The organism is Nocardiopsis trehalosi NBRC 14201 (genome assembly GCF_001552555.1).
Classification (GTDB): Bacteria; Actinomycetota; Actinomycetes; order Streptosporangiales; family Streptosporangiaceae; genus Nocardiopsis_B; species Nocardiopsis_B trehalosi.
This window is the reverse complement of sequence record NZ_BCRK01000115.1, coordinates 1-20,156: the sequence shown is the minus strand read 5'-3', so window position 1 is coordinate 20,156 and position 20,156 is coordinate 1. Positions and strand designations below refer to the sequence as shown.

At 74.2% G+C, this 20,156-nt stretch carries 15 protein-coding genes; 3 read left to right on the top strand and 12 right to left on the bottom strand.

Annotated elements, in window-relative coordinates:
- Window positions 1-132: 132 nt before the first annotated feature.
- The 12 genes from NT8_RS18855 to polA form a co-directional block, all read right to left on the bottom strand.
- On the bottom strand, window positions 133-1,146 hold the full coding sequence (locus NT8_RS18855; protein ID WP_067971252.1) for a site-specific tyrosine recombinase XerD: 1,014 nt from the start codon (window positions 1,144-1,146) through the stop codon (window positions 133-135).
- A 178-nt stretch (window positions 1,147-1,324) separates the two neighbouring features.
- Window positions 1,325-1,939 (bottom strand): NUDIX domain-containing protein, encoded by a 615-nt coding sequence (locus NT8_RS18850; RefSeq protein WP_067971245.1) that lies wholly within the window; start codon window positions 1,937-1,939, stop codon window positions 1,325-1,327.
- Entirely contained in the window at window positions 1,939-3,594 is a 1,656-nt protein-coding gene (locus tag NT8_RS18845; protein WP_067971242.1) for a CTP synthase, read from the bottom strand. Before NT8_RS18845 ends, NT8_RS18850 begins: the two co-directional genes overlap by 1 nt.
- 271 nt (window positions 3,595-3,865) lie before the next feature.
- Window positions 3,866-4,768 (bottom strand): hydroxymethylglutaryl-CoA lyase, encoded by a 903-nt coding sequence (locus tag NT8_RS18840; protein ID WP_067971238.1) that lies wholly within the window; start codon window positions 4,766-4,768, stop codon window positions 3,866-3,868.
- Between the two features lie 116 nt (window positions 4,769-4,884).
- The gene (gene ggt / locus NT8_RS18835) at window positions 4,885-6,678 is read right to left on the bottom strand and encodes a gamma-glutamyltransferase (RefSeq protein WP_084469079.1); all 1,794 of its coding nucleotides are present in this window, start codon (window positions 6,676-6,678) and stop codon (window positions 4,885-4,887) included.
- 92 nt (window positions 6,679-6,770) lie between these two features.
- Window positions 6,771-7,766 carry a GNAT family N-acetyltransferase gene (locus NT8_RS18830; RefSeq protein ID WP_067971236.1) on the bottom strand — a complete coding sequence of 332 codons (996 nt, stop codon included), beginning with the start codon at window positions 7,764-7,766 and terminating at the stop codon, window positions 6,771-6,773.
- Between the two features lie 526 nt (window positions 7,767-8,292).
- Window positions 8,293-10,389 carry an excinuclease ABC subunit UvrB gene (gene uvrB / locus NT8_RS18825; RefSeq protein WP_067971231.1) on the bottom strand — a complete coding sequence of 699 codons (2,097 nt, stop codon included), beginning with the start codon at window positions 10,387-10,389 and terminating at the stop codon, window positions 8,293-8,295.
- Between the two features lie 83 nt (window positions 10,390-10,472).
- Complete coding sequence (coaE, locus tag NT8_RS18820; protein ID WP_174549601.1) at window positions 10,473-11,075, bottom strand: dephospho-CoA kinase; 603 nt, start codon at window positions 11,073-11,075, stop codon at window positions 10,473-10,475.
- A gap of 10 nt (window positions 11,076-11,085) precedes the next feature.
- Window positions 11,086-11,649, bottom strand: a complete 564-nt coding sequence (locus tag NT8_RS18815; protein WP_084469078.1) for a GNAT family N-acetyltransferase — start codon at window positions 11,647-11,649, stop codon at window positions 11,086-11,088.
- Window positions 11,650-11,774: 125 nt separating this feature from the next.
- Window positions 11,775-13,271 carry a 30S ribosomal protein S1 gene (gene rpsA / locus NT8_RS18810; RefSeq protein WP_067971230.1) on the bottom strand — a complete coding sequence of 499 codons (1,497 nt, stop codon included), beginning with the start codon at window positions 13,269-13,271 and terminating at the stop codon, window positions 11,775-11,777.
- A gap of 408 nt (window positions 13,272-13,679) precedes the next feature.
- On the bottom strand, window positions 13,680-14,105 hold the full coding sequence (gene arfB / locus NT8_RS18805) for an alternative ribosome rescue aminoacyl-tRNA hydrolase ArfB (protein ID WP_067971228.1): 426 nt from the start codon (window positions 14,103-14,105) through the stop codon (window positions 13,680-13,682).
- Between the two features lie 75 nt (window positions 14,106-14,180).
- Window positions 14,181-16,949: a DNA polymerase I gene (gene polA, locus NT8_RS18800; RefSeq protein ID WP_084469077.1), complete on the bottom strand. Its 2,769-nt coding sequence runs from the start codon at window positions 16,947-16,949 to the stop codon at window positions 14,181-14,183.
- 137 nt (window positions 16,950-17,086) lie between these two features.
- Here polA and NT8_RS18795 point away from each other — a divergent pair, with 137 nt between their 5' ends.
- From NT8_RS18795 to NT8_RS18785, 3 genes are all read left to right on the top strand, one after another.
- A complete protein-coding gene (locus NT8_RS18795; RefSeq protein WP_067971226.1) occupies window positions 17,087-17,503 on the top strand; it encodes a PaaI family thioesterase in 417 nt (138 codons plus the stop codon).
- Between the two features lie 58 nt (window positions 17,504-17,561).
- Window positions 17,562-18,365, top strand: a complete 804-nt coding sequence (locus NT8_RS18790; protein WP_067971224.1) for a DUF554 domain-containing protein — start codon at window positions 17,562-17,564, stop codon at window positions 18,363-18,365.
- Between the two features lie 343 nt (window positions 18,366-18,708).
- Window positions 18,709-19,941: an ABC transporter substrate-binding protein gene (locus NT8_RS18785; protein WP_067971222.1), complete on the top strand. Its 1,233-nt coding sequence runs from the start codon at window positions 18,709-18,711 to the stop codon at window positions 19,939-19,941.
- Window positions 19,942-20,156: the final 215 nt, after the last annotated feature.

Genomic DNA, 20,156 nt, shown 5'->3' with positions numbered 1-20,156 from the left:
GCAAGGGCTGCGCCATCGGCGGCGACGGCTACGCTCGCTCGATCGCGTTCGCGCCCACCACCCGCACGCGCTCACGCTCCTCACTCACTCCGCCGCCCCCGCACGGCGGCTCCGCCGGATCACCAGCGACGGCTACGCTCGCTCGATCGCGTTCGCGCGCGGGTGGCTCGCCGCGTACACCTCTCGCAGCCGGTCGACCGTGACCAGCGTGTAGACCTGGGTGGTGGTGACCGACGCGTGGCCGAGCAGCTCCTGGACCACGCGGACGTCGGCGCCCCCGTCGAGCAGGTGCGTCGCGAACGAATGCCGCAGGGTGTGCGGCGACACGTCGGACAGCCCGGCCCGCTCCGCCGCCGCCCGCAGCACCGCCCACGCCCCCTGCCGGGTCAGCCGGCCCCCTCGGGCGTTGAGGAACAGCGCCGGGGTGCCGCGCCCCGACCGCGCCAGCGCCGGGCGGGCCCGCACCAGGTAGGCGTCGACCGCGCGGCGCGCGAACCGGCCGATCGGCACCAGGCGCTCCTTGCCGCCCTTGCCGCGGAACCGGGCCACGCTCACCCCCGGCCGCCCGTCACCGTCCGCGACCGCGCCGCTGTCGTCCAGGCGGGTGATGTCGTCGACGTCGAGCCCCACCGCCTCCGAGATCCGCGCCCCCGTCCCGTACAGCAGCTCCAGCAGGGCGCGGTCACGCAGCGCGCGCGGGTCGCCCTCGGCGTCGACCGCCGCCAGCAGCGACTCGATGTCGCTCAGCGACACCGCTTTCGGCAGTCGGCGGGGCGGGGTGGGCGGGCGCACGCCCCGCGCGGGGTCGTCCGCCGTCAGCCCCTCGCGCTGGGCGAACCGGTGCAGGCCCCGCACCGCCACCACCGCGCGGCCCGCCGAGTTGGTGCCCAGCGGCGGGTGGGCGGGGTCGCCCTCGCGCAGCCGGCGCAGGAACTCGGTGACGTCGGGCTCGTCCACGGCGGCCAGCGAGGTGCGGCCGCGCTCGGTCAGGAACCCCAGGTAGCGGCGGAGGTCGCGGCGGTAGGAGGACAGCGTGTTGGCGGCCAGGCCGCGCTCGACGGTCAGGTGGTCGAGGTAGCCGCGCACCGCGCGGAGCAGCGCGGGGTCCGGCCCGTTCGGGTCGTGCTGGTCGGCTTCCGTCGCGATCACCTGGCTTTCCCGTATCCGCCGCAGATGATGCCATAGCGGAGGTCCGTCCGCCCCCGCGACACCGCGGGACGCCCCCGCCGACCGCCCGGCACGGCGGACCGCGCCGGCCCCCGGGGACGCCGCCGCCCGGGCACGCGGCCCGGGCGGCGGTCGGCCCCCGCGCGGGGGCCGGGGGTCAGTCGGCGGCGCGCAGCGACGCGAACCCGTCGGCGCGGGCGATCGACGCCGCGAGGATGCCGATGACGGTGGCGCCGTTGTGCAGCCGGTCCTCCAGCACCGCCCGCACCGCCTCGTCCAGCGGCAGCCAGGCGCGCTCCATGTCGGCCTCCTCGTGGACGCGCTCGAAGTCGATGTCGACATCGGGCACCCGGGTCAGGCCGCGGGCGAGGAACACCTTGATGCGCTCGCTGGAGAAGCCGGCCGACGGGAAGAAGTCGACCAGCTCGTACCACTGGTCGGCCCGGTACCCGGCCTCCTCCAGCAGCTCCCGGCGGGCGGTGTGCAGCGGCGGCTCGTCCGCCTCGTCGCGCAGGCCGGCGGGCAGCTCCCACAGCCGGTGCCCCACCGCGTGCCGGTACTGCGACAGCAGCAGCACCCGGCCCTCGTCGTCCAGCGCGAGCGCGGCCACCGCGCCCGGGTGCTCCAGGCGCTCGCGGGCGACGTCCTCGGCGCCGGCGGCGCCGGCCATGCGGATCCAGTCGACCCGGGTGGCGGTCTTCGCGCCGCGGAACGGCTCCTCCGAGCGGACGACCTCCCACGCCTCGGGGCGGTCGGTGACCTCCTCGGCCATCAGGCGGCCCCGCCGACGCCGGCGGCCGACCGCTCCAGGGCGGCGGAGACCAGGCCCGAGAACAGCGGGTGGGCGCGGGTCGGCCGCGACCGCAGCTCGGGATGGGCCTGGGTGGCCACGAAGAACGGGTGCTCCTCGCGCGCCAGCTCCACGTACTCGACCAGGCGGCCGTCGGGCGACAGGCCGGAGAACACCAGGCCGCCCTCCTCCAGGCGGGCCCGGTAGGCGTTGTTCACCTCGAACCGGTGCCGGTGCCGCTCCGACACCCGCTCCTCGCCGTACAGCTCGCGGGCGAGCGACCCCTCGGCCAGCTCCGCCGGGTACAGCCCGAGCCGCATCGTGCCGCCCATGTCGCGCTCGCCGGCGATGACGTCGGTCTGGTCGGCCATCGTGGCGATGACCTGGTCGCCGGCCTTGTCGTCGAACTCGGCGCTGTTGGCGCCCGCCAGGCCGACCACGTTGCGCGCGTACTCGATGACCATGCACTGCAGGCCCAGGCAGATGCCCAGCAGCGGCACCCGGTTCTCGCGGGCATAGCGGATCGCGCCCAGCTTGCCCTCGATGCCGCGCACCCCGAACCCGCCGGGGATCAGCACGCCGTCGACCCCGCCCAGCTCGCGCTCGGCGCCCTCGGGGGTCGCGCACTCGTCGCTGGCCACCCACTTGATGTTGACCCGGGTGTTCTCGGCGAACCCGCCCGCGCGCAGCGCCTCGGTGACCGACAGGTAGGCGTCGGGCAGGTCGATGTACTTGCCGACCAGGGCGATCGTGATCTCGTGGTCCGGCTGGTGCACGCGGCGCAGCAGGTCGTCCCACTCGGTCCAGTCGACGTCGCGGAACGCCAGGCCCAGGCGGCGCACCACGTAGGCGTCCAGGCCCTCGCGGTGCAGCACCTTGGGGATGTCGTAGATCGACGGCGCGTCCGGGGTGGACACCACGCCGCCCTCGTCGACGTCGCACATCAGGCTGATCTTGCTCTTCAGGCTCTGCGGGATCGGCCGGTCCGACCGGCACACGATCGCGTCGGGCTGGATGCCGATGCTGCGCAGCGCGGCGACCGAGTGCTGGGTCGGCTTGGTCTTCAGCTCACCGGAGGGGCCGAGGAACGGCAGCAGCGACACGTGCAGGAAGAAGCAGTTGTCCCGGCCGATCTCGTGCCGGATCTGCCGCACGGCCTCCAGGAACGGCTGCGACTCGATGTCGCCGACCGTGCCGCCGATCTCGGTGATCACGATGTCGACGTCCGCCGCCTCCATGGCGAAGATCCGCGACTTGATCTCGTTGGTGATGTGCGGGATCACCTGCACGGTGTCGCCCAGGTAGGCGCCCTGCCGCTCCTTGGCGATGACGCTGGAGTAGACCTGGCCCGTGGTGACGTTCGCCGACGCCGACAGCTCGGTGTCGAGGAACCGCTCGTAGTGGCCGATGTCGAGGTCGGTCTCGGCCCCGTCGTCGGTGACGAACACCTCACCGTGCTGGAAGGGGTTCATCGTGCCGGGGTCGACGTTGAGGTAGGGGTCGAGCTTCTGCATGGTGACCCGCAGTCCACGCGACTTCAACAGCCGCCCGAGGCTGGAGGCGGTCAGGCCCTTCCCGAGACTGGAGGCGACGCCGCCGGTGACGAAAAGGTGTTTGGTGCTCGCGGCGGATGCCAAAGTGTTGCTCCCGTGGTCGTTCGGCGACGGCCACCCGTAGGTGAGGGCGGCCGTGCGGTGTCCGGTCGGCCGGACGGTACGCCCCTGCCTCTACCCTTGGACTCCACGGGCCACCAGGATAACAGGGCCCGAAGTGCGGGCCGGTCCCGGCCCCGGCCGCCGCCTCCCGGGCGGCGGGGCGTCGCCCCTGGTCCGGGCGGTGCGGGGCGGGCCGCGACGGCGGGTGGCCGACCGCGGCCGCGCCCCGGTCGGGACGCGGATCGGGCGCGGATCAGGGCGCGGGGAACCCGCCGGCCCGGCCCAGCAGGGCCGTGGGGGGCGTGCCCAGCCGCTCCCCCAGCCAGGTGCCCGTGGCCGCCGTGGCGGCCAGGTCGACGCCGGTGGCCGCCCCGCTGCGCTCCAGGGCGTACACCAGGTCCTCGGTGGCGATGTTGCCGGTGGCGCCGGGCGCGAACGGGCACCCGCCGAACCCGCCCACGCTCGCGTCGAGCACCCGCACCCCCTGGTCGAGGGCGGCGAGCGCGTTGGCGTAGCCGGTGTTGCGGGTGTTGTGGAAGTGGCAGCGCAGCCGCGCCCCGCCCACCACCGCGCGCACCCGCGGCACCAGGTCGGCGACCTGGCGCGGGACGCCGACGCCGATGGTGTCGGCCAGGGCGACCTCCACCGCGCCCGCCGCGGCGGCCCGGCGCGCCACCTCCACCACCCGCTCGGGGGCGGTCTCGCCGTCGAACGGGCAGCCGAACGCCGTGGAGACCGTGGCGCTGACCGGCATGCCCGCCTCGGCGGCGGCCGCGGCGATGCCGTCGAAGGCGTCCAGCATCTCCGCGACGGTGCGCCCCTGGTTGCGGACGCAGAACCCGTCGGTGGCGGGCAGGGCCACGTTGACCTCGTCCACCCCGGCGGCGAGCGCCCGGTCCAGGCCGCGCCGGTTGAGGACCAGCCCGATGTAGGACACGCCGGCGCCGCGCTCCACGCCCGCCATGACCTCCTCGGCGCCCGCCATCTGCGGCACCCGGGCCGGGTTGACGAAGCTGACGGCCTCGATGCGGCGGGCCCCGGCGGCGACCAGCCGGGCGATCAGCTCCACCCGGGCCTCGGGGGGCAGCGGGACGGCCTCGTTCTGCAGGCCGTCGCGGGGCCCGACCTCCACGATCTCCACCCGTTCGGCCGCCATGGCGCCTCCCTGCCTCCGCGTCGTGTGCCGGTGGTCCCCGCCAGCCTAGCCAGCCCGCCCATGGCCCGCCCGGCGCGGTCCCCGCGATGCGCGGGGCGCGCGCCGGGCGGACGCGGTCAGCGGCTCGGGCGCAGGACGGCGGCGTGGCCGCCGCCGCGCCGCTCGGGTTCGGCGACCGCCTGGATGCGGCCGTCCCGGCGGAACTCCAGGGCGGCGGCGGCGCCGATCTCGGGGACCTCGGTGAACTCGTGGCCCAGGGCGGTCAGCTCGGCCTCGGCGGGGCTGCCGAGGAACGCGGCCTCGGCGCCGGTCTGCGCGGCGTTGCGCTGGGACACCCGCGGCTCGGCCATGGCCGCGGGCAGGGTCAGGCCGCGGTCGACCCGGTCGACGATGAGCTGCAGGACCGTGGTGATGATGGTGGCGCCGCCGGGCGTCCCCAGGGCCAGGTAGGGCTCGCCGTGGCGCAGCACGATGGTCGGCGCCATGCTGGAGCGGGGCCGCTTGCCGGGGGCGGGCAGGTTGTTGGCGCCCGCGCCGGTGTCCGACACCCGGAAGTCGAAGTCGGTCAGCTCGTTGTTGAGGATGAAGCCGCGCCCGGGGACGGTGATGCCGCTGCCGCCGGTCTGCTCGATGCTCAGCGTGTAGGAGACGACGTTGCCCCACCGGTCGGCGGTGACCAGGTGCGCGGTCGACATGCCCTCGTTGCCCTCGGGCGCCGGCTCGCCGGCGGCGGCGCAGCCGTCGCCGCCCGCCGCGTCGCCCGGCGGCACGGGCGCCGGCAGCGCGGCGCCGAGGTCGACCGCGCACGCCCGCTGCTCGGCGTAGGCGTCGGAGAGCAGCGTCTCGGTGGGCACGTCGACGTGGTCGGGGTCGCCCACGTAGGCGTTGCGGTCGGCGAAGGCCAGCTTGGCGGCCTCCAGGGTGGCGTGCCGGACCCCGGTGTCGCCGATCTCGTCGGGGTCGAAGGTCTCGATGATGTTCAGCGCCTCGCCGACCGTGGTGCCGCCGGAGGACGACGGCGCCATGCCGTAGACGTCGAGGCCGCGGAACTCGCTGTGGGCGGGCGCGCGCTCGGCGACCTCGTAGCCGGCGACGTCGGCGGCGGTGAGCAGCCCGGGGCGGACCACCCGGTCGGTACCGGGGACGGTCTCGGGGTCGGCGGCGGTCGCGGCGATGTCGGCGCCGATGGCGCCGTCCAGGACGCGGGTGCCCTTTGCGGCGAACGCGCGGTAGGTGTCGGCGAGGTCGGGGTTGCGGAACACCGTGCCGGGCTCGGGCGGCGCGCCGCCGGGCAGGAACAGCTCGGCGGTGGCCGGGAAATCGGCGAACCGGTCGGCGTTCTGCGCGGTCTGCTGCTGGAAGGTGGCGTCGACGGTGAACCCGTCCTCGGCCAGCTCGATGGCCGGGCGCATCACCCGGCGCAGCGGGGTGCGGCCCCACTCCCGGACGGCGTGCTCCCACGTGGCGGGGGTGCCGGGGGCGCCCACCGACAGGCCGGAGGTGACGGCCTCCGCGAAGGGGATGGGCTCGCCGTCCTCCAGGAACGCGTCCTCGCCCATGGCGGCGGGGGCGGTCTCGCGGCCGTCGAGGGTGTGCACGCGGCCCTCGGCGGCGTCGTAGTAGACGAAGTACCCGCCGCCGCCGAACCCGGCGGAGTAGGGCTCGGTGACGCCGAGCGCGGCCGCGGCCGCAACGGCGGCGTCGACGGCGTTGCCGCCGGAGCGCAGGATCTCCAGCCCGGCCGCCGTGGCGTCGGGGTCGGCGGTGGCCACGGCCCCGCCCCGGCCCACCGCGACGGGGTCGCGGTCGGGCGGCCCGGGGTCGGCCGCCGCCGGGACGGCGGCGGTGCCCAGGAGCAGCGCCGCGCCCACCACCGCGCCGGTTCGGATGATCCGTCTGTCCACGTTCATTCCTCCGCGTTCGCCGGGCATCCGCGCACGCTCCGAGGTGCGCGGCATGCCGACGGTAACGCCTCAGGCCGCCGGGCGGAAGGCTTCGGCGGTCAGCGCAGCGCGAGGGCCGGCCGGGCCTCCCAGGTGGTCCACAGCGGGCGGTAGCCCATGCGGTTCCAGAACGGGCCCGACAGCGGGTTCATGGTGGCGTAGTTGAGCAGGGTCACGGCCACGCCGTGGGTGTCGAGGGCCTGGTGGGCGCCGGAGACCAGGGCGGTGCCGATGCCGTGGCCGCGCTCCTCCTCGGCGACGACCCCGTAGCCGATGTGCGCGGCCGGGGCGGCGCCGGTGAGCGGCGACGCCCAGCGGGCGCGTTCGGGCGGGGAGACCCAGATGAGGCCGACGGGGCGCCCGCGGCGCTCGGCCAGCCAGATCCAGGAGGGGCGGCGGGTGAGCGAGCGGGCGACGACGCGGCGGGTCTGGTCGGCGGTCTCGGGCTGCACGAAGACGCCGCCGAAGTGCTCCTCGTAGCGGTGCTCCTCCATGAGCAGGGCGACGACCTGCGGCAGGTCCTCGGCGCCGGCCAGCCGGATCGTGACGTCGCGCGGCGGCAGCGAGGGGGGCACGCCGCGGCGGCGCTCGCGGACGGCGAGGACGCTGTAGGGCTGGAGGCCGTGGCGCTGGAGCGGCAGGACGCCGCAGATGTCGCGGGCCGGCCAGGTGAGCTGGGCGGCGGACTCCGAGCCGGTGCCGCTGGGCAGCTGGGCGAGCTGCTCGCGCCAGCTGGTGAGCAGGGAGTCGAGGGCGCGGGCGGGGTCGGGGCCGCCGACGACGGGGGTGAGCCAGTGCTGGTCGGGCACGCCCCAGGTGCGGCCGACCTCACCGGGCTGGTACCAGGAGTAGCGCATGGTGCCGGTGGCGACCGGGCGGCCGGACTCGTCGCTGACGGTCAGCAGCGGGTAGGTGCTGCGCCGGGGGTGGGTCGGGGTGGGCAGCAGGGGGTCGGCGTCGGCCCAGCGGCGGGCCGCCGACCGGACGAGCAGGTCGAACTCGGCGTCCCCACCGGGCGGCTCGTCGTGCCGTACGCGGGCGACATATCCGCCCATCCCACCTCCTTGGCCGCACTGCCTGCCCCGCACCGCGACGCGCGGCACGGACCGCGATCCTCCGGGGATCACGTGCCGTCGCGCCTCGGTCACGTGGAGCGTAGCGCCTGACGCTCTCCCGCGACCGGTCCGCCGGACGGAATTTCCGGATTCGTACTTGAATCGTCGCAATGCAATTGCTTGGAAACAAATGCCCGGACTACCCGGGCTACCCCAAGGTAGCGGATCGACCACCCGGATCGCGGGCGGATCACCACGGAAATCCCCGCCGCACGGCGGGTTCCGCGCCCGCGCACGCGGTGACCTGCCGTTCCGTCCGCCCGGCGGTCGCCGCACCGCCGAATGCGTGTCGCGCATGGCCGGCGGTCGGGCGGGCGCCGTCCGGTCCTCGTGGGACGTTCCCGGCGTCCGCGTGCGGCGGTCCACCGTCGACCTTACCGCCAGGCGTTGTCAACGTCAGGGGGCGGAGTGCACGCGCGACGGCCCCGGACCGCACGGGTCCGGGGCCGTCGCGGGGCGTGCGGGGTCAGCCCACCCCGGCGGCGTCCATGCCGCGCAGCTCCCGCTTGAGCTCCTTGATCTCGTCCCGCAGCCGCGCCGCCAGCTCGAACTGCAGGTCCGTGGCCGCCTGGTGCATCTGCGCCCCGAGCTGCTCGATGAGGTCGGCCAGCTCGGCGCGCGGCATCGCCGCGATGTCCTTGGCCCGCTCCCCCGTCGCCGCCAGCGCCGGCACCGGCGCCTTGGCCTGCTGCCGGTACCCCGACCCGATCAGCTCCTGGGTGTCGATCTCCTCGCGCGCCAGGGAGTCGAGGATGTCGGCGATCTTCTTCCGCAGCGGCTGCGGGTCGATGCCGTGCTCGGTGTTGTAGGCGATCTGCTTCTCGCGCCGCCGGTTGGTCTCGTCGATCGCCTCGCGCATGGAGTCGGTGATCCGGTCCGCGTACATGTGCACCTGGCCGGCGACGTTGCGCGCCGCCCGGCCGATCGTCTGGATCAGCGACGTGGACGACCGCAGGAACCCCTCCTTGTCGGCGTCCAGGATCGCCACCAGCGACACCTCGGGCAGGTCCAGGCCCTCCCGCAGCAGGTTGATGCCGACCAGCACGTCGAACTCGCCCGACCGCAGCTCGCGCAGCAGCTCCACCCTGCGCAGGGTGTCGACCTCGCTGTGCAGGTAGCGCACCCGGATGTCCAGCTCGGCGAAGTAGTCGGTCAGGTCCTCCGCCATCTTCTTGGTGAGCGTGGTGACCAGCACCCGCTCCCGCCGCTCCGACCGCACCCGGATCTCGTGCACCAGGTCGTCGATCTGGCCCTCGGTCGGCTTCACGACGACCTCCGGGTCGACCAGGCCGGTGGGCCGGATGACCTGCTCCACGACGTCGCCGCCGCTCTGCCGCAGCTCGTAGGCGCCCGGCGTCGCCGACAGGTACACCGTCTGCCCGATGCGCCCCAGGAACTCCTCCCACTTCAGCGGCCGGTTGTCGAGCGCCGACGGCAGCCGGAACCCGTGGTCGACCAGGGTCCGCTTGCGCGACGCGTCGCCCTCGTACATGCCGCCGATCTGCGGCACCGTCACGTGCGACTCGTCGACCACCAGCAGGAAGTCCTCGGGGAAGTAGTCGAGCAGCGTGTTGGGCGGGCTGCCGGGCTCGCGGCCGTCGAAGTGCCGCGAGTAGTTCTCGATACCGGAGCAGGTGCCCACCTGCCGCAGCATCTCCAGGTCGTAGGTGGTGCGCATGCGCAGCCGCTGGGCCTCCAGCAGCCGGCCCTGCGCCTCCATCTCGCTCAGCCGCTCGCCCAGCTCCGCCTCGATCGCGCCGATCGCGCGCTCCATGCGCTCGGGGCCCGCGACGTAGTGCGACGCCGGGAAGATGAACACCTCGTCGTCCTCGCCCAGCACCTCGCCGGTGAGGGGGTGCAGGGTCAGCAGCCGCTCCACCTCGTCACCGAACATCTCGATGCGGATGGCCAGCTCCTCGTACACCGGGATGATCTCGATGGTGTCGCCCCGCACCCGGAACGTGCCCCGGGTGAACGCCATGTCGTTGCGCGTGTACTGCATCTCGACCAGCCGGCGCAGCAGCTCGTCGCGGTCGACCTCCATGCCGGTGCTCAGCCGCGCCATGCGGTCGACGTACTCCTGCGGCGTGCCCAGGCCGTAGATGCACGACACCGACGCCACCACGATCGTGTCGCGCCGGGTGATCAGCGAGTTCGTGGCCGAGTGGCGCAGCCGCTCGACCTCGTCGTTGATCGAGGAGTCCTTCTCGATGTAGGTGTCGGTCTGCGGGACGTAGGCCTCGGGCTGGTAGTAGTCGTAGTACGACACGAAGTACTCGACCGCGTTGTTCGGCAGCATCTCGCGCAGCTCGTTGGCGAACTGCGCCGCCAGCGTCTTGTTCGGCTGCATGACCAGCGTGGGCCGCTGCACCTGCTCCACCAGCCACGCCACCGTGGCGGTCTTGCCCGTGCCCGTGGCGCCGAGCAGCACGGAGTCGCGGTCGCCCGCCCGCACCCGCCGCGCCAACTCCGCGATCGCGCGGGGCTGGTCGCCCGCCGGGCTCATCTCCGAGACGACCTGGAACGGCGCCTCCTTGCGCTGGATGTCGGTGACCGGCCGCACGTAGCGTCAACTCCCCTGATGTCGCCTGATCCCCCCACTGTAGGACCGGTCGGTGACAACACGGGGCGCGCGCGGCGCATTCCTCAGCGCACCGCGGCCCGCCCCGCCAGGTCGGCCCACACCTCGGCCACCCGCCGCTCCAGATCGGCCCGCGAACCCGAGTTGTCCACCACGACGTCCGCCACCGCCAGCCGGTCCGCACGCGACGCCTGCGCCCGGATCCGGGCCCGCGCCTGGTCCTCGGGCATGCCCCGGTCGGCGGCCAGCCGGGCGATCCGCACCTCCTCGGGCGCGTCCACCACCACGACCACGTCGTACATCGGCGCCAGCCCGTTCTCGACCAGCAGCGGCACGTCGTAGACCACGACGGAGTCCGGCGGCGCCTGCCCCATCAGCTCCTCGGTGCGCTCCGCCACCCGCGGGTGCACGATGGCGTTGAGCCGCGCCAGCCGGGCGTCGTCGGCGAACACGATCGCGCCCAGCCGGGGCCGGTCCAGCGCCCCCTCGGCGGTCAGCACCTCCGGCCCGAACTCGGCGGTGATCTCGGCCAGGGCGGGCGTGCCCGGCTCCACCACCTCGCGGGCCAGCGCGTCGGCGTCGATGACCACCGCGCCGTGCGCGGCCAGCCCGCGCGCGACCGCGCTCTTGCCCGAACCGATCCCCCCGGTGAGTCCCACGCGCAGCATGCCGACGACCCTACGGGGCGGCGGGGGCGGCCGCGCGCCCGGGGACCGGTTTGCGCAGGTGCACCATCGTCAGGTGGTCGGCGATGCGCTCGCGGTGCGTCTCGGCGTAGCCCAGCGACCGGTACAGCCGCAGGCCGCCCTCGCCCGCCTGCCCGGTGACCAGGGCCAGGGTGGCGGCGTCGGGGAACGCGGCGGCGACGCGGCGCTCCAGGTCGGCCAGGAGCGCCCGCCCGATGCCCCGGCCCCGCTGGTCGGGGGCCACGGCGAGCCGGTTCACCAGGAACGTGGGGCCGGTGCTGCGGCCGCGCACGGTCCCGACGACGCGCCCGCCCAGCACGGCCGCGAGCAGCGGCAGCCCGGCGTCCAGGTGGGCGCGCACCTGCGCCAGGGTCTCGGTGAGCGGGGCGATGTAGGGGTCGCCGTGGGCGTGCGCCTCGTCGAGGTAGGCGGCGCGCTGCACGGTCCAGATCTCGCCGAGGTCGGCGGCGCCGGCCGGGCGGATGCGCAGCCCGGCGGGCCCGGCCGGGGCGGCGGGCGCGGGGTCGGGCGCGGGGTCGGTGCCTGCGGCCCCCATGGGCGGCCCCCTGTGCGTGCGGTGGCGGCGGTCACCCCGACCATAGCGAAGGGCCGCTCCCCCGTGGGGGAGCGGCCCTCAGCGATTCGCGGTCCGGCCGGGGCCGGTGCGGTACGCCGCCGCTGCTACTCGCCGCCGCCGGCGAGCTTCTCGCGGAGGGCGGCCAGCGCCTCGTCGGAGGCCAGCGCCCCACCGGTGCTGGTGTCGCCACCGCTGGAGGAGCTGGGGCTGGACGACGACCCGGCCGGCGCGGCGTCCGCGTCGTAGGCCGGCTCGGAGGCGGCCTCGGCCTCGGCGGCCTGGGCCTCCTCGACCTGCTTGCGGTGCGCCTCGAAGCGCGCCTGGGCGAGGGCGTACTGCTGCTCCCACTCGTCGCGCTGCGCCTCGAAGCCCTCGAGCCACTCGCCGCTGTCGGGGTCGAAGCCCTCGGGGTACTTGTAGTTGCCCTGCTCGTCGTAGTCGGCCGCCATGCCGTACAGCGTGGGGTCGAAGTCGACCTGGTCGGGCGAGACGCTCTCGTTCGCCTGCTTCAGCGAGAGGCTGATGCGACGGCGGTCGAGGTCGATGTCGATGATCTTCACGAAGATCTCGGTGCCGACCTGGACGACCTGCTCCGGGATCTCCACGTGGCGCTCGGCCAGCTCGGAGATGTGGACCAGGCCCTCGATGCCCTCCTCGACGCGGACGAACGCACCGAACGGCACCAGCTTGGTGACCTTGCCGGGGACGACCTGGCCGATCTGGTGCGTGCGGGCGAACTGCTGCCAGGGGTCCTCCTGCGTGGCCTTGAGCGACAGGGAGACGCGCTCGCGCTCCATGTCGACGTCGAGGACCTCGACCGTGACCTCCTGGCCGACCTCGACGACCTCGCTGGGGTGGTCGATGTGCTTCCAGGACAGCTCCGACACGTGGACCAGGCCGTCGACCCCGCCGAGGTCGACGAACGCGCCGAAGTTGACGATGGACGACACGACGCCCTTGCGGATCTGGCCCTTCTGCAGGGTGTTGAGGAACGTCTGGCGCACCTCGGACTGGGTCTGCTCCAGCCAGGCGCGGCGCGACAGGACCACGTTGTTGCGGTTCTTGTCGAGCTCGATGATCTTGGCCTCGAGCTCGCGGCCCACGTAGGGCTGGAGGTCGCGGACGCGGCGCATCTCGACCAGGGAGGCCGGGAGGAAGCCGCGCAGACCGATGTCGAGGATGAGGCCGCCCTTGACGACCTCGATGACGGTGCCGGTGACGACGCCGTCCTCTTCCTTGATCTTCTCGATCGTGCCCCAGGCGCGCTCGTACTGCGCGCGCTTCTTGGACAGGATGAGGCGGCCTTCCTTGTCCTCCTTCTGGAGGACCAGGGCCTCGACGTGGTCGCCGACGCTGACGACCTCGCCGGGGTCGACGTCGTGCTTGATCGACAGCTCACGCGAGGGGATCACACCCTCGGTCTTGTAACCGATGTCGAGCAAGACCTCATCTCGATCGACCTTCACGATGGTGCCCTCGACAATGTCACCGTCGTTGAAGTACTTGATGGTCTCGTCGATCGCCGCGAGGAAGGCTTCCTCGGACCCGATGTCGTTGACCGCTACCTGGGGTGTCGAGGTGGCCTCGGTGCTGCTCGTCATGTGTGGGTGGACTCCGGACACGGATATGGACAGAAGATGGGCACGCCGCGGATTCGGGCGGTCCGTCCGTCGGAGGGGCGTCCGCGGGGATGGCGGGGCTTGTCGGCCCCGGCGACCCGCGGTGCGTCCACCGGTGGGGCGGCCGACCCAGCACGCCGCCCGAGCCGTGGAAGCCGGGTCGAGTATGCGGTCTTGTCTGCCACACCCGGCACGATCTCCAGGGTCGAGTTGCGCACGCGAGTCCACAACGCTCCGGCCAGAATATGAGACGCGGGCGTTGAGGTCAATCGGAATCCGGACGTCGAAAGCGGCCAAGGCCGCAATCGAGGCATCGTACTCCGCGCTTCCCGCTCCCGGAAACGGGGGGTCGCCATCCCTTCACGGACGATCCGGGCGGTGCTGGGGGCGTCAGTCGTCGAATCGGCGGGACCGCGTGCGCTTGACGTCCGAACGGCGCCGCTTGTCGGTGAGCCGGCGCTCGCGCGCCGACCGGCTGGGCCGGGTGGGCCGGCGCGACCGCGGCCCCGGGGCGGCGGCGTCGGCGAGCAGCGCCGCCAGCCGCTCCCGGGCGAGGTCGCGGTTGCGCGCCTGCGAACGGGAGTCGCTGACCGTGACGGTCAGCACGCCGTCGGCCAGGCGGCCCGCCAGCCGGTCCAGCGCGCGGGCGCGCTGGTCGTCGGTGAGGGCCCCGGTGGCGCGCAGGTCGAGGGAGAGGGAGACCCGGGTGTCGGAGGTGTTGACGTGCTGCCCGCCGGGCCCGCCGGAACGCGTGAAGCGCCAGGCGAGCTCGTCCTCGGGCAGGGCCACGCTGACGCGCGGCGCGCGGGTCGGCATCGGGTCCCCCTTTCGGAGCGGGTCGGCGGCGGTGCCCCGGCGAACCGGTGGGCGGCCTCGCGGCCGCGCGACCGCCTAGTGGGCGGCCTCGTGCCAGTCGCGGCCCACACCCACCGAGACGGCCAGCGGCACACGGAGATCATAGGCGCTCGCCATCTTCTCCGACACCAGCCGGCGCGCCGTGTCGAGTTCGCCGTCGGGGACCTCCAGCACGAGTTCGTCGTGGACCTGGAGGAGCATCCGGGTGCCCAGCCCCTCGGCGCGCAGCGCGGCGTCGACGTCGAGCATGGCCACCTTGATGATGTCGGCCGCCGACCCCTGGATGGGGGCGTTCAGCGCCATGCGCTCGGCCATGTCGCGCCGCTGCCGGTTGTCGCTGGTGAGGTCGGGCAGGTAGCGGCGGCGGCCCAGCATGGTGGAGGTGTAGCCGTCGCGCCGCGCCTGCTCGACGACCTCGTGCAGGTAGTCGCGGACCCCGCCGAACTGGGCGAAGTAGTCGTCCATGAGGCCGCGGGCCTCGTCGGGGGTGATGCCGAGCTGGCCCGACAGGCCGAACGCGCTCAGCCCGTAGGCGAGCCCGTAGTTCATGGCCTTGATGCGGGCGCGGGCCTCGCCGTCGACCTGGTCGACGCCGATCTTGAACACCCGGGCGGCGATCTCGGCGTGGAAGTCGTGGCCGGTCTGGAACGCCTCGATCAGCGCCGCGTCCTCGGACAGGTGCGCCATGATGCGCAGCTCGATCTGGCTGTAGTCGGCGGTGAGCAGCCGGGAGTAGCCGCCGCCCACCACGAACGCCCGCCGGATGCGGCGCCCGGCGTCGGTGCGCACGGGGATGTTCTGCAGGTTGGGCTCGACCGAGCTGAGCCGCCCGGTGGCGGCCACGGTCTGGTTGTAGGTGGTGTGGATGCGGCCGTCCGCGGCGACGGTCTTGATCAGCCCCTCGACCGTGGTGCGCAGCCGGGTCTGGTCGCGGTGGCGCAGCAGGATGACGGGCAGCTCGTTGTCGGTCTGCCCGGCCAGCCAGGCCAGGGCGTCGGCGTCGGTGGTGTAGCCGGTCTTGATGCGCTTGGTCTTGGGCAGGTCGAGTTCGGTGAACAGGATCTGCTGGAGCTGCTTGGGCGAGCCCAGGTTGAACTCGCGGCCGACCACCCGGTGGGCCTCCTGCACCGCCTGGCGCTGGGCGGCCGCGAACTCCTCCTCCAGGCCGTCGAGGTAGCCGCGGTCGGCCGCGATGCCGACGCGCTCCATGGCCGCCAGGACGTGCACCAGGGGCAGCTCGACCTCGCGCAGCAGGCGGGCGCCGCCGCGCTTCCCGAGGTCGGTGTCGAGGCCGTCGGCGAGGTCGCGGGTGGCGCGGGCGCGCTCGGCCAGGGAGAGCCGGGCGGCGGCGCGGTCGTCGCCCGCCTCGCCGGTGATGTCGAGGGCCAGCTGGCCGTCGCCGCCCTGCGGGGCGGCGAGTTCGCGGCCCAGGTAGCGGCGGCAGAGGTCGCCCAGCTCGAACTTGCGCCCACCGGGCTGCACCAGGTAGGCGGCGAGCGCGGTGTCGCTGGTGAGGCCGGCCAGGGTCCAGCCGTGCGCCGCCAGGGCCAGCAGGGGGCCCTTGGCGTCGTGCAGCGCCTTGGGGCGGTCGGGGTCGGCCAGCCAGGCGGCGACGGCCTGCTCGTCGTCGGGGCCCAGGGCCGAGGGGTCGAAGTGGGCGGCGGCGCCCGTTGCGGCGGCCACGGCCAGCCCGGCGACCGACCCGGTGCCCTGCGCCCAGGTGCCGTCGACGGCCACGCCGACGCGGTCGGGGCCGGCGGCGTGCGCGGCCAGCCACGCGGCGGCCTCGCCGGGGCCGGGCACGGTGAGCTCCACCGGGAAGCCTTCGTCGGACACCTCCGCCGGCGGGGCGTCGGCGGCCTCGCCGAGGACGGCGAACAGGCGGTCGCGCAGCGTGGAGGCGAACTCCAGGGTGTCGAACAGCTCGTTGATGGCGTCGCGGTCGGCGGCGTCGGGGGTGAGGTCGGCCACCTCGGCGGGCAGGTCGACGTCGGTGTCGAGCCGGTTGAGCCGGTGGTTGCGCAGCACGGAGTCGAGGTGGTCGCGCAGGTTCTGCCCGGCCTTGCCGGTGAGCTCGTCGGCGTGGGCGACCAGGTCGTCCAGGGTGCCGTACTTGGTGATCCACTTGGCGGCGGTCTTGGGGCCGACCCCGGGGACGCCGGGCAGGTTGTCGGCCTTCTCGCCGACGAGCGCGGCGAGGTCGCGGTAGCGCTCGGGCGGCACGCCGTAGCGCTCCAGGATGCGGTCGGGGGTCATGCGGGTGAGGTCGGACAGGCTCTTGCCCGGGTACAGCACCGTGCAGGCGTCGGTGACGAGCTGGAAGGCGTCGCGGTCGCCGGAGGCGATCAGCACCTCCATGCCGGCGTCGCAGCCGCGGGCGGCCAGGGTGGCGATGACGTCGTCGGCCTCGAACCCGGTGGCCGACACGTTGGTGATGCCCATGAGCCGCATGATCTGCTGCACCAGGTCGACCTGCGACGGCAGGTCCGGCGGGGTGTCGGAGCGCCCGGCCTTGTACTCCTCGTACACCTCGTGGCGGAACGTGGGGCCGGAGAGGTCCCAGGCCACCGCGACGTGGGTGGGCTTCTCGTCGCGCAGCAGCTTGATCAGCATGGACGTGAAGCCGTACACCGCGTTGGTGGCCTGCCCGGTGGTGGTGCCGAACTTCTCGACCGGCAGCGCGAAGAAGGCGCGGAACGCCATGGAGTGGCCGTCCAGCAGCAGCAGGCGCGGGCCCCCGCCGGGGGCCGCCGCACCCCCGCGGGCCGGTGCGGTCGGGGTTCGCTCGGGGGTCTCTGGTGTCATCGCCACAAGGGGAATCCTAGGATGCGGTGCGGACTTTTTCGCGGTCCCCGCTTCGGCGGCGCGGACCCGGCGCCGAGGTCCGCCCCCGGCGCGGCCCCTCCCGGCCCGCCGACCGCCCCGACGAGAGCAGGTGCACGATGACGCTGGACTCCCACCGACTGGCCGAGATCATGGGCTCGCCGAACTCCGCCGGCGCCCTCGGCGAGCGCATGGGGCTGGAGATCAGCGAGGCGTCGACCGAGCGCGTGGTCGGCCGCATCCCGGTGGAGGGCAACACCCAGCCCTACGGGCTGCTGCACGGCGGCGCGTCGTGCGTCCTCGCCGAGACCCTGGGGTCGGTGGGCTCGGCCATCCACGCCGGGGAGGGGCGCATCGCCGTCGGCATCGAGATCAACGCCACCCACCACCGCAGCGCCACCTCCGGGTACCTCACCGGGGTGGCCACCCCGGTCCACCTGGGGCGCACCCTGGCCACCTGGGACATCGTCATGTCCGACGACCGGGGCCGCCGGGTGTGCACGTCGCGGCTCACCTGCATGCTGCGCGACGCCTGACCCCCTCCCCGCCCCGCCTCTCCCCCGCCCCCGCCCCCGCCCTCTGGAAGGCCCCGCCATGCCCGGACTCGGCACGCTCGTCAACGTCACCGCGATCATCGTCGGCTCCGCCGTCGGCCTGGCGCTGGGCCACCGGCTGCCCGAGCGCACGCGCGAGGTCACCACCGGCGCCCTGGGCCTGGTCACGCTGCTCCTGGCCGCGCTGAGCGCGGCCGAGGTCACCGGCGACGCGCTGACCTCGGCGGTGGGCCCCTCAGCGCCCATGCTGATCGTGCTGGGGTCGCTGCTCATCGGCGGCGTGGCGGGGTCGCTGCTGCGGCTGGAGGACCGGCTGGACGACCTGGGGGCCGCCGTGCGCCGGCTGCTCGACCGGGCGCCCGCCGCCGTCGGGGGGCGGCGCGCGGCCGCCGCGGGGGCGGAACCGGCCGGGGCGGAGCCGGCGGGCGACGGCGGGGGGTCCCGGTTCGTCGAGGGCTTCGTCACGTCCTCGCTGGTGTTCGTGGTGGGCCCGCTGGCCATCCTGGGTGCCATCAACGACGGGCTGGGCAACGGCATCGACCAGCTCGCCCTCAAGGCCGCGCTGGACGGGTTCGCGGCGGTCGCGTTCGCGGCGGGGCTGGGGGTGGGCGTGATGGCGTCGGCCGGCCCCGTGCTGGTCTACCAGGGCGCGTTCACCGTGCTCGGCGTGGCCGTGGGCAACGTGCTGTCCGACGCGGCGGTGGCGGCGCTGACCGCCACCGGCGGGCTGCTGCTGGCGGGCGTGGCGCTGCGCCTGCTGCGCATCCGGGCGCTGCCCGTCGCGGACCTGCTGCCGGCCCTGCTGGTGGCCCCTCAGCTGACGGCGGCGGTCGCCGCCTTCTGACGGCCGGCGGGCCCCCGCTCCGGACCCGCGCCGGCCGCGCTCCCACCGCGCCCGCGCGCCGCGACCGTTCCGCGATCATGCGCACGGACGGTGATCACCAAGAGCGATTCCCCTCCGACGTACCGTGAGAAATCGCTCTGAACAGGGGATTCCACTCCGCCCGATGACTACGGAGCGGTAACGGAATGAAGCAGACTCGGCACCGACATAACCGGCGATCTACCGCACATCACCCGCATCTGATTAAGCTCCGCTAACGCACGTGGTTAAGCGCGGCCAACCCTCGCACATCACGGCGGCGATTCCCCCAGCGCTCACCAGCCGGTTGAACGGAGAGACCTCAATGCCGAGCACGAAGGCCCTCAGCCTCACCGCGGCGGCCGCGGCCGTCGCCCTTGGATTGACCGCCTGCGGTGGCGGCGGAGGCGACGGAGGCGGCGGCGAGGCCGACGCCCTCCAGTACGGGTACGTCCTGCCCGAGACCGGCGACCTCTCCCACCTCGGCCCGCCCCAGATCAGCGCGGCCGAGTACGCCCTCCAGGAGATCAACGACGCCGGCGGCGTCCTCGACACCGAACTGCCCGCCTTCCTCACCGGCGACGAGGCCAACGACGCCGCCCAGGCCAACGACGCCGCCAACCGGCTCGTCGACCAGGACGCCGACGTCATCATCGGCGCCGCCGCCTCCGGCATGACCCAGGCGATCATGGACACCGTGACCGCCGCCGAGGTCGTCCAGTGCTCCGGCTCCAACACCGCCCCCGGCCTCGCCGAGGAGGACGAGAGCGGCTACTACTGGCGCACCGCCCCCAGCGACAACATGCAGGGCCCCGTGCTCGCCGAGAAGATCGCCGCCGACGGCCACCAGACCGTCGCCGTGACCTACCGCGCCGACGACTACGGAGAAGGCCTGGCCAACGCCGCCGCCGACGCCCTCGAGGAGAACGGCATCGAGGTCGTCTACCAGGAGGGCTACGACCCCAACGCGCCGAACTTCGACTCCGTCGTCAACGAGGTCGGCGACGCCGACCCCGACGCCGTCGTCCTCGTCGCCTTCGAAGAGGGCGTGCAGATCATCACCGGCCTCATCGAGAACGGTGTCGGCGCCGACCGCATGTACGGCACCGACGGCCTGAACGACGAGACCCTCGCCGAGAAGGTCGACGCCGACGACCCCAGCACCATCGAGGGCTTCCAGGGCACCGCGCCCGACACCGGTGACGAGGCGTTCATCGAGGGGCTGACCGGCTTCGACGAGGACCTGGAGGTCCTCCAGTTCGCCGGCCAGGTCTACGACTGCACCATCATCACCGCGCTCGCCGCCGAGCAGGCCGAGAGCACCGTCCCGGCCGAGTTCGTCACCGAGATGGAGGCCGTCAGCAAGGACGGCACCGAGTGCAGCGGCTTCGCGGAGTGCCGCGACCTCATCCGCGACGGCGAGGACATCGACTACCAGGGCGTCAGCGGCCCGATCGACTTCGACGCCGAGGGCGACGTCACCTCCGCCACCTTCCAGATCTACGGCTTCGACGGCGAGGGCGTCCACAGCAAGCAGGACAGCATCACCGTCCCGTAGCGACGGCCCGTCCGGTCCCCCGGACCCCGGAGCAGTACCGCAGCGCGCCGCAGGCCCCCGGCACCCGCCGGGGGCCTGCGGCGTTTCCCGGACCGGTCCGGACCGCCGCCTCGCCGACCGCCGGTGCGGCCCCCCACGTCCCGGCGCCGCCTCACCGCCGCCGGTGCCGCCCGGTGGCACCCCGATGCCGCCCAGCGGGCGGCAGAGCCCCGGAG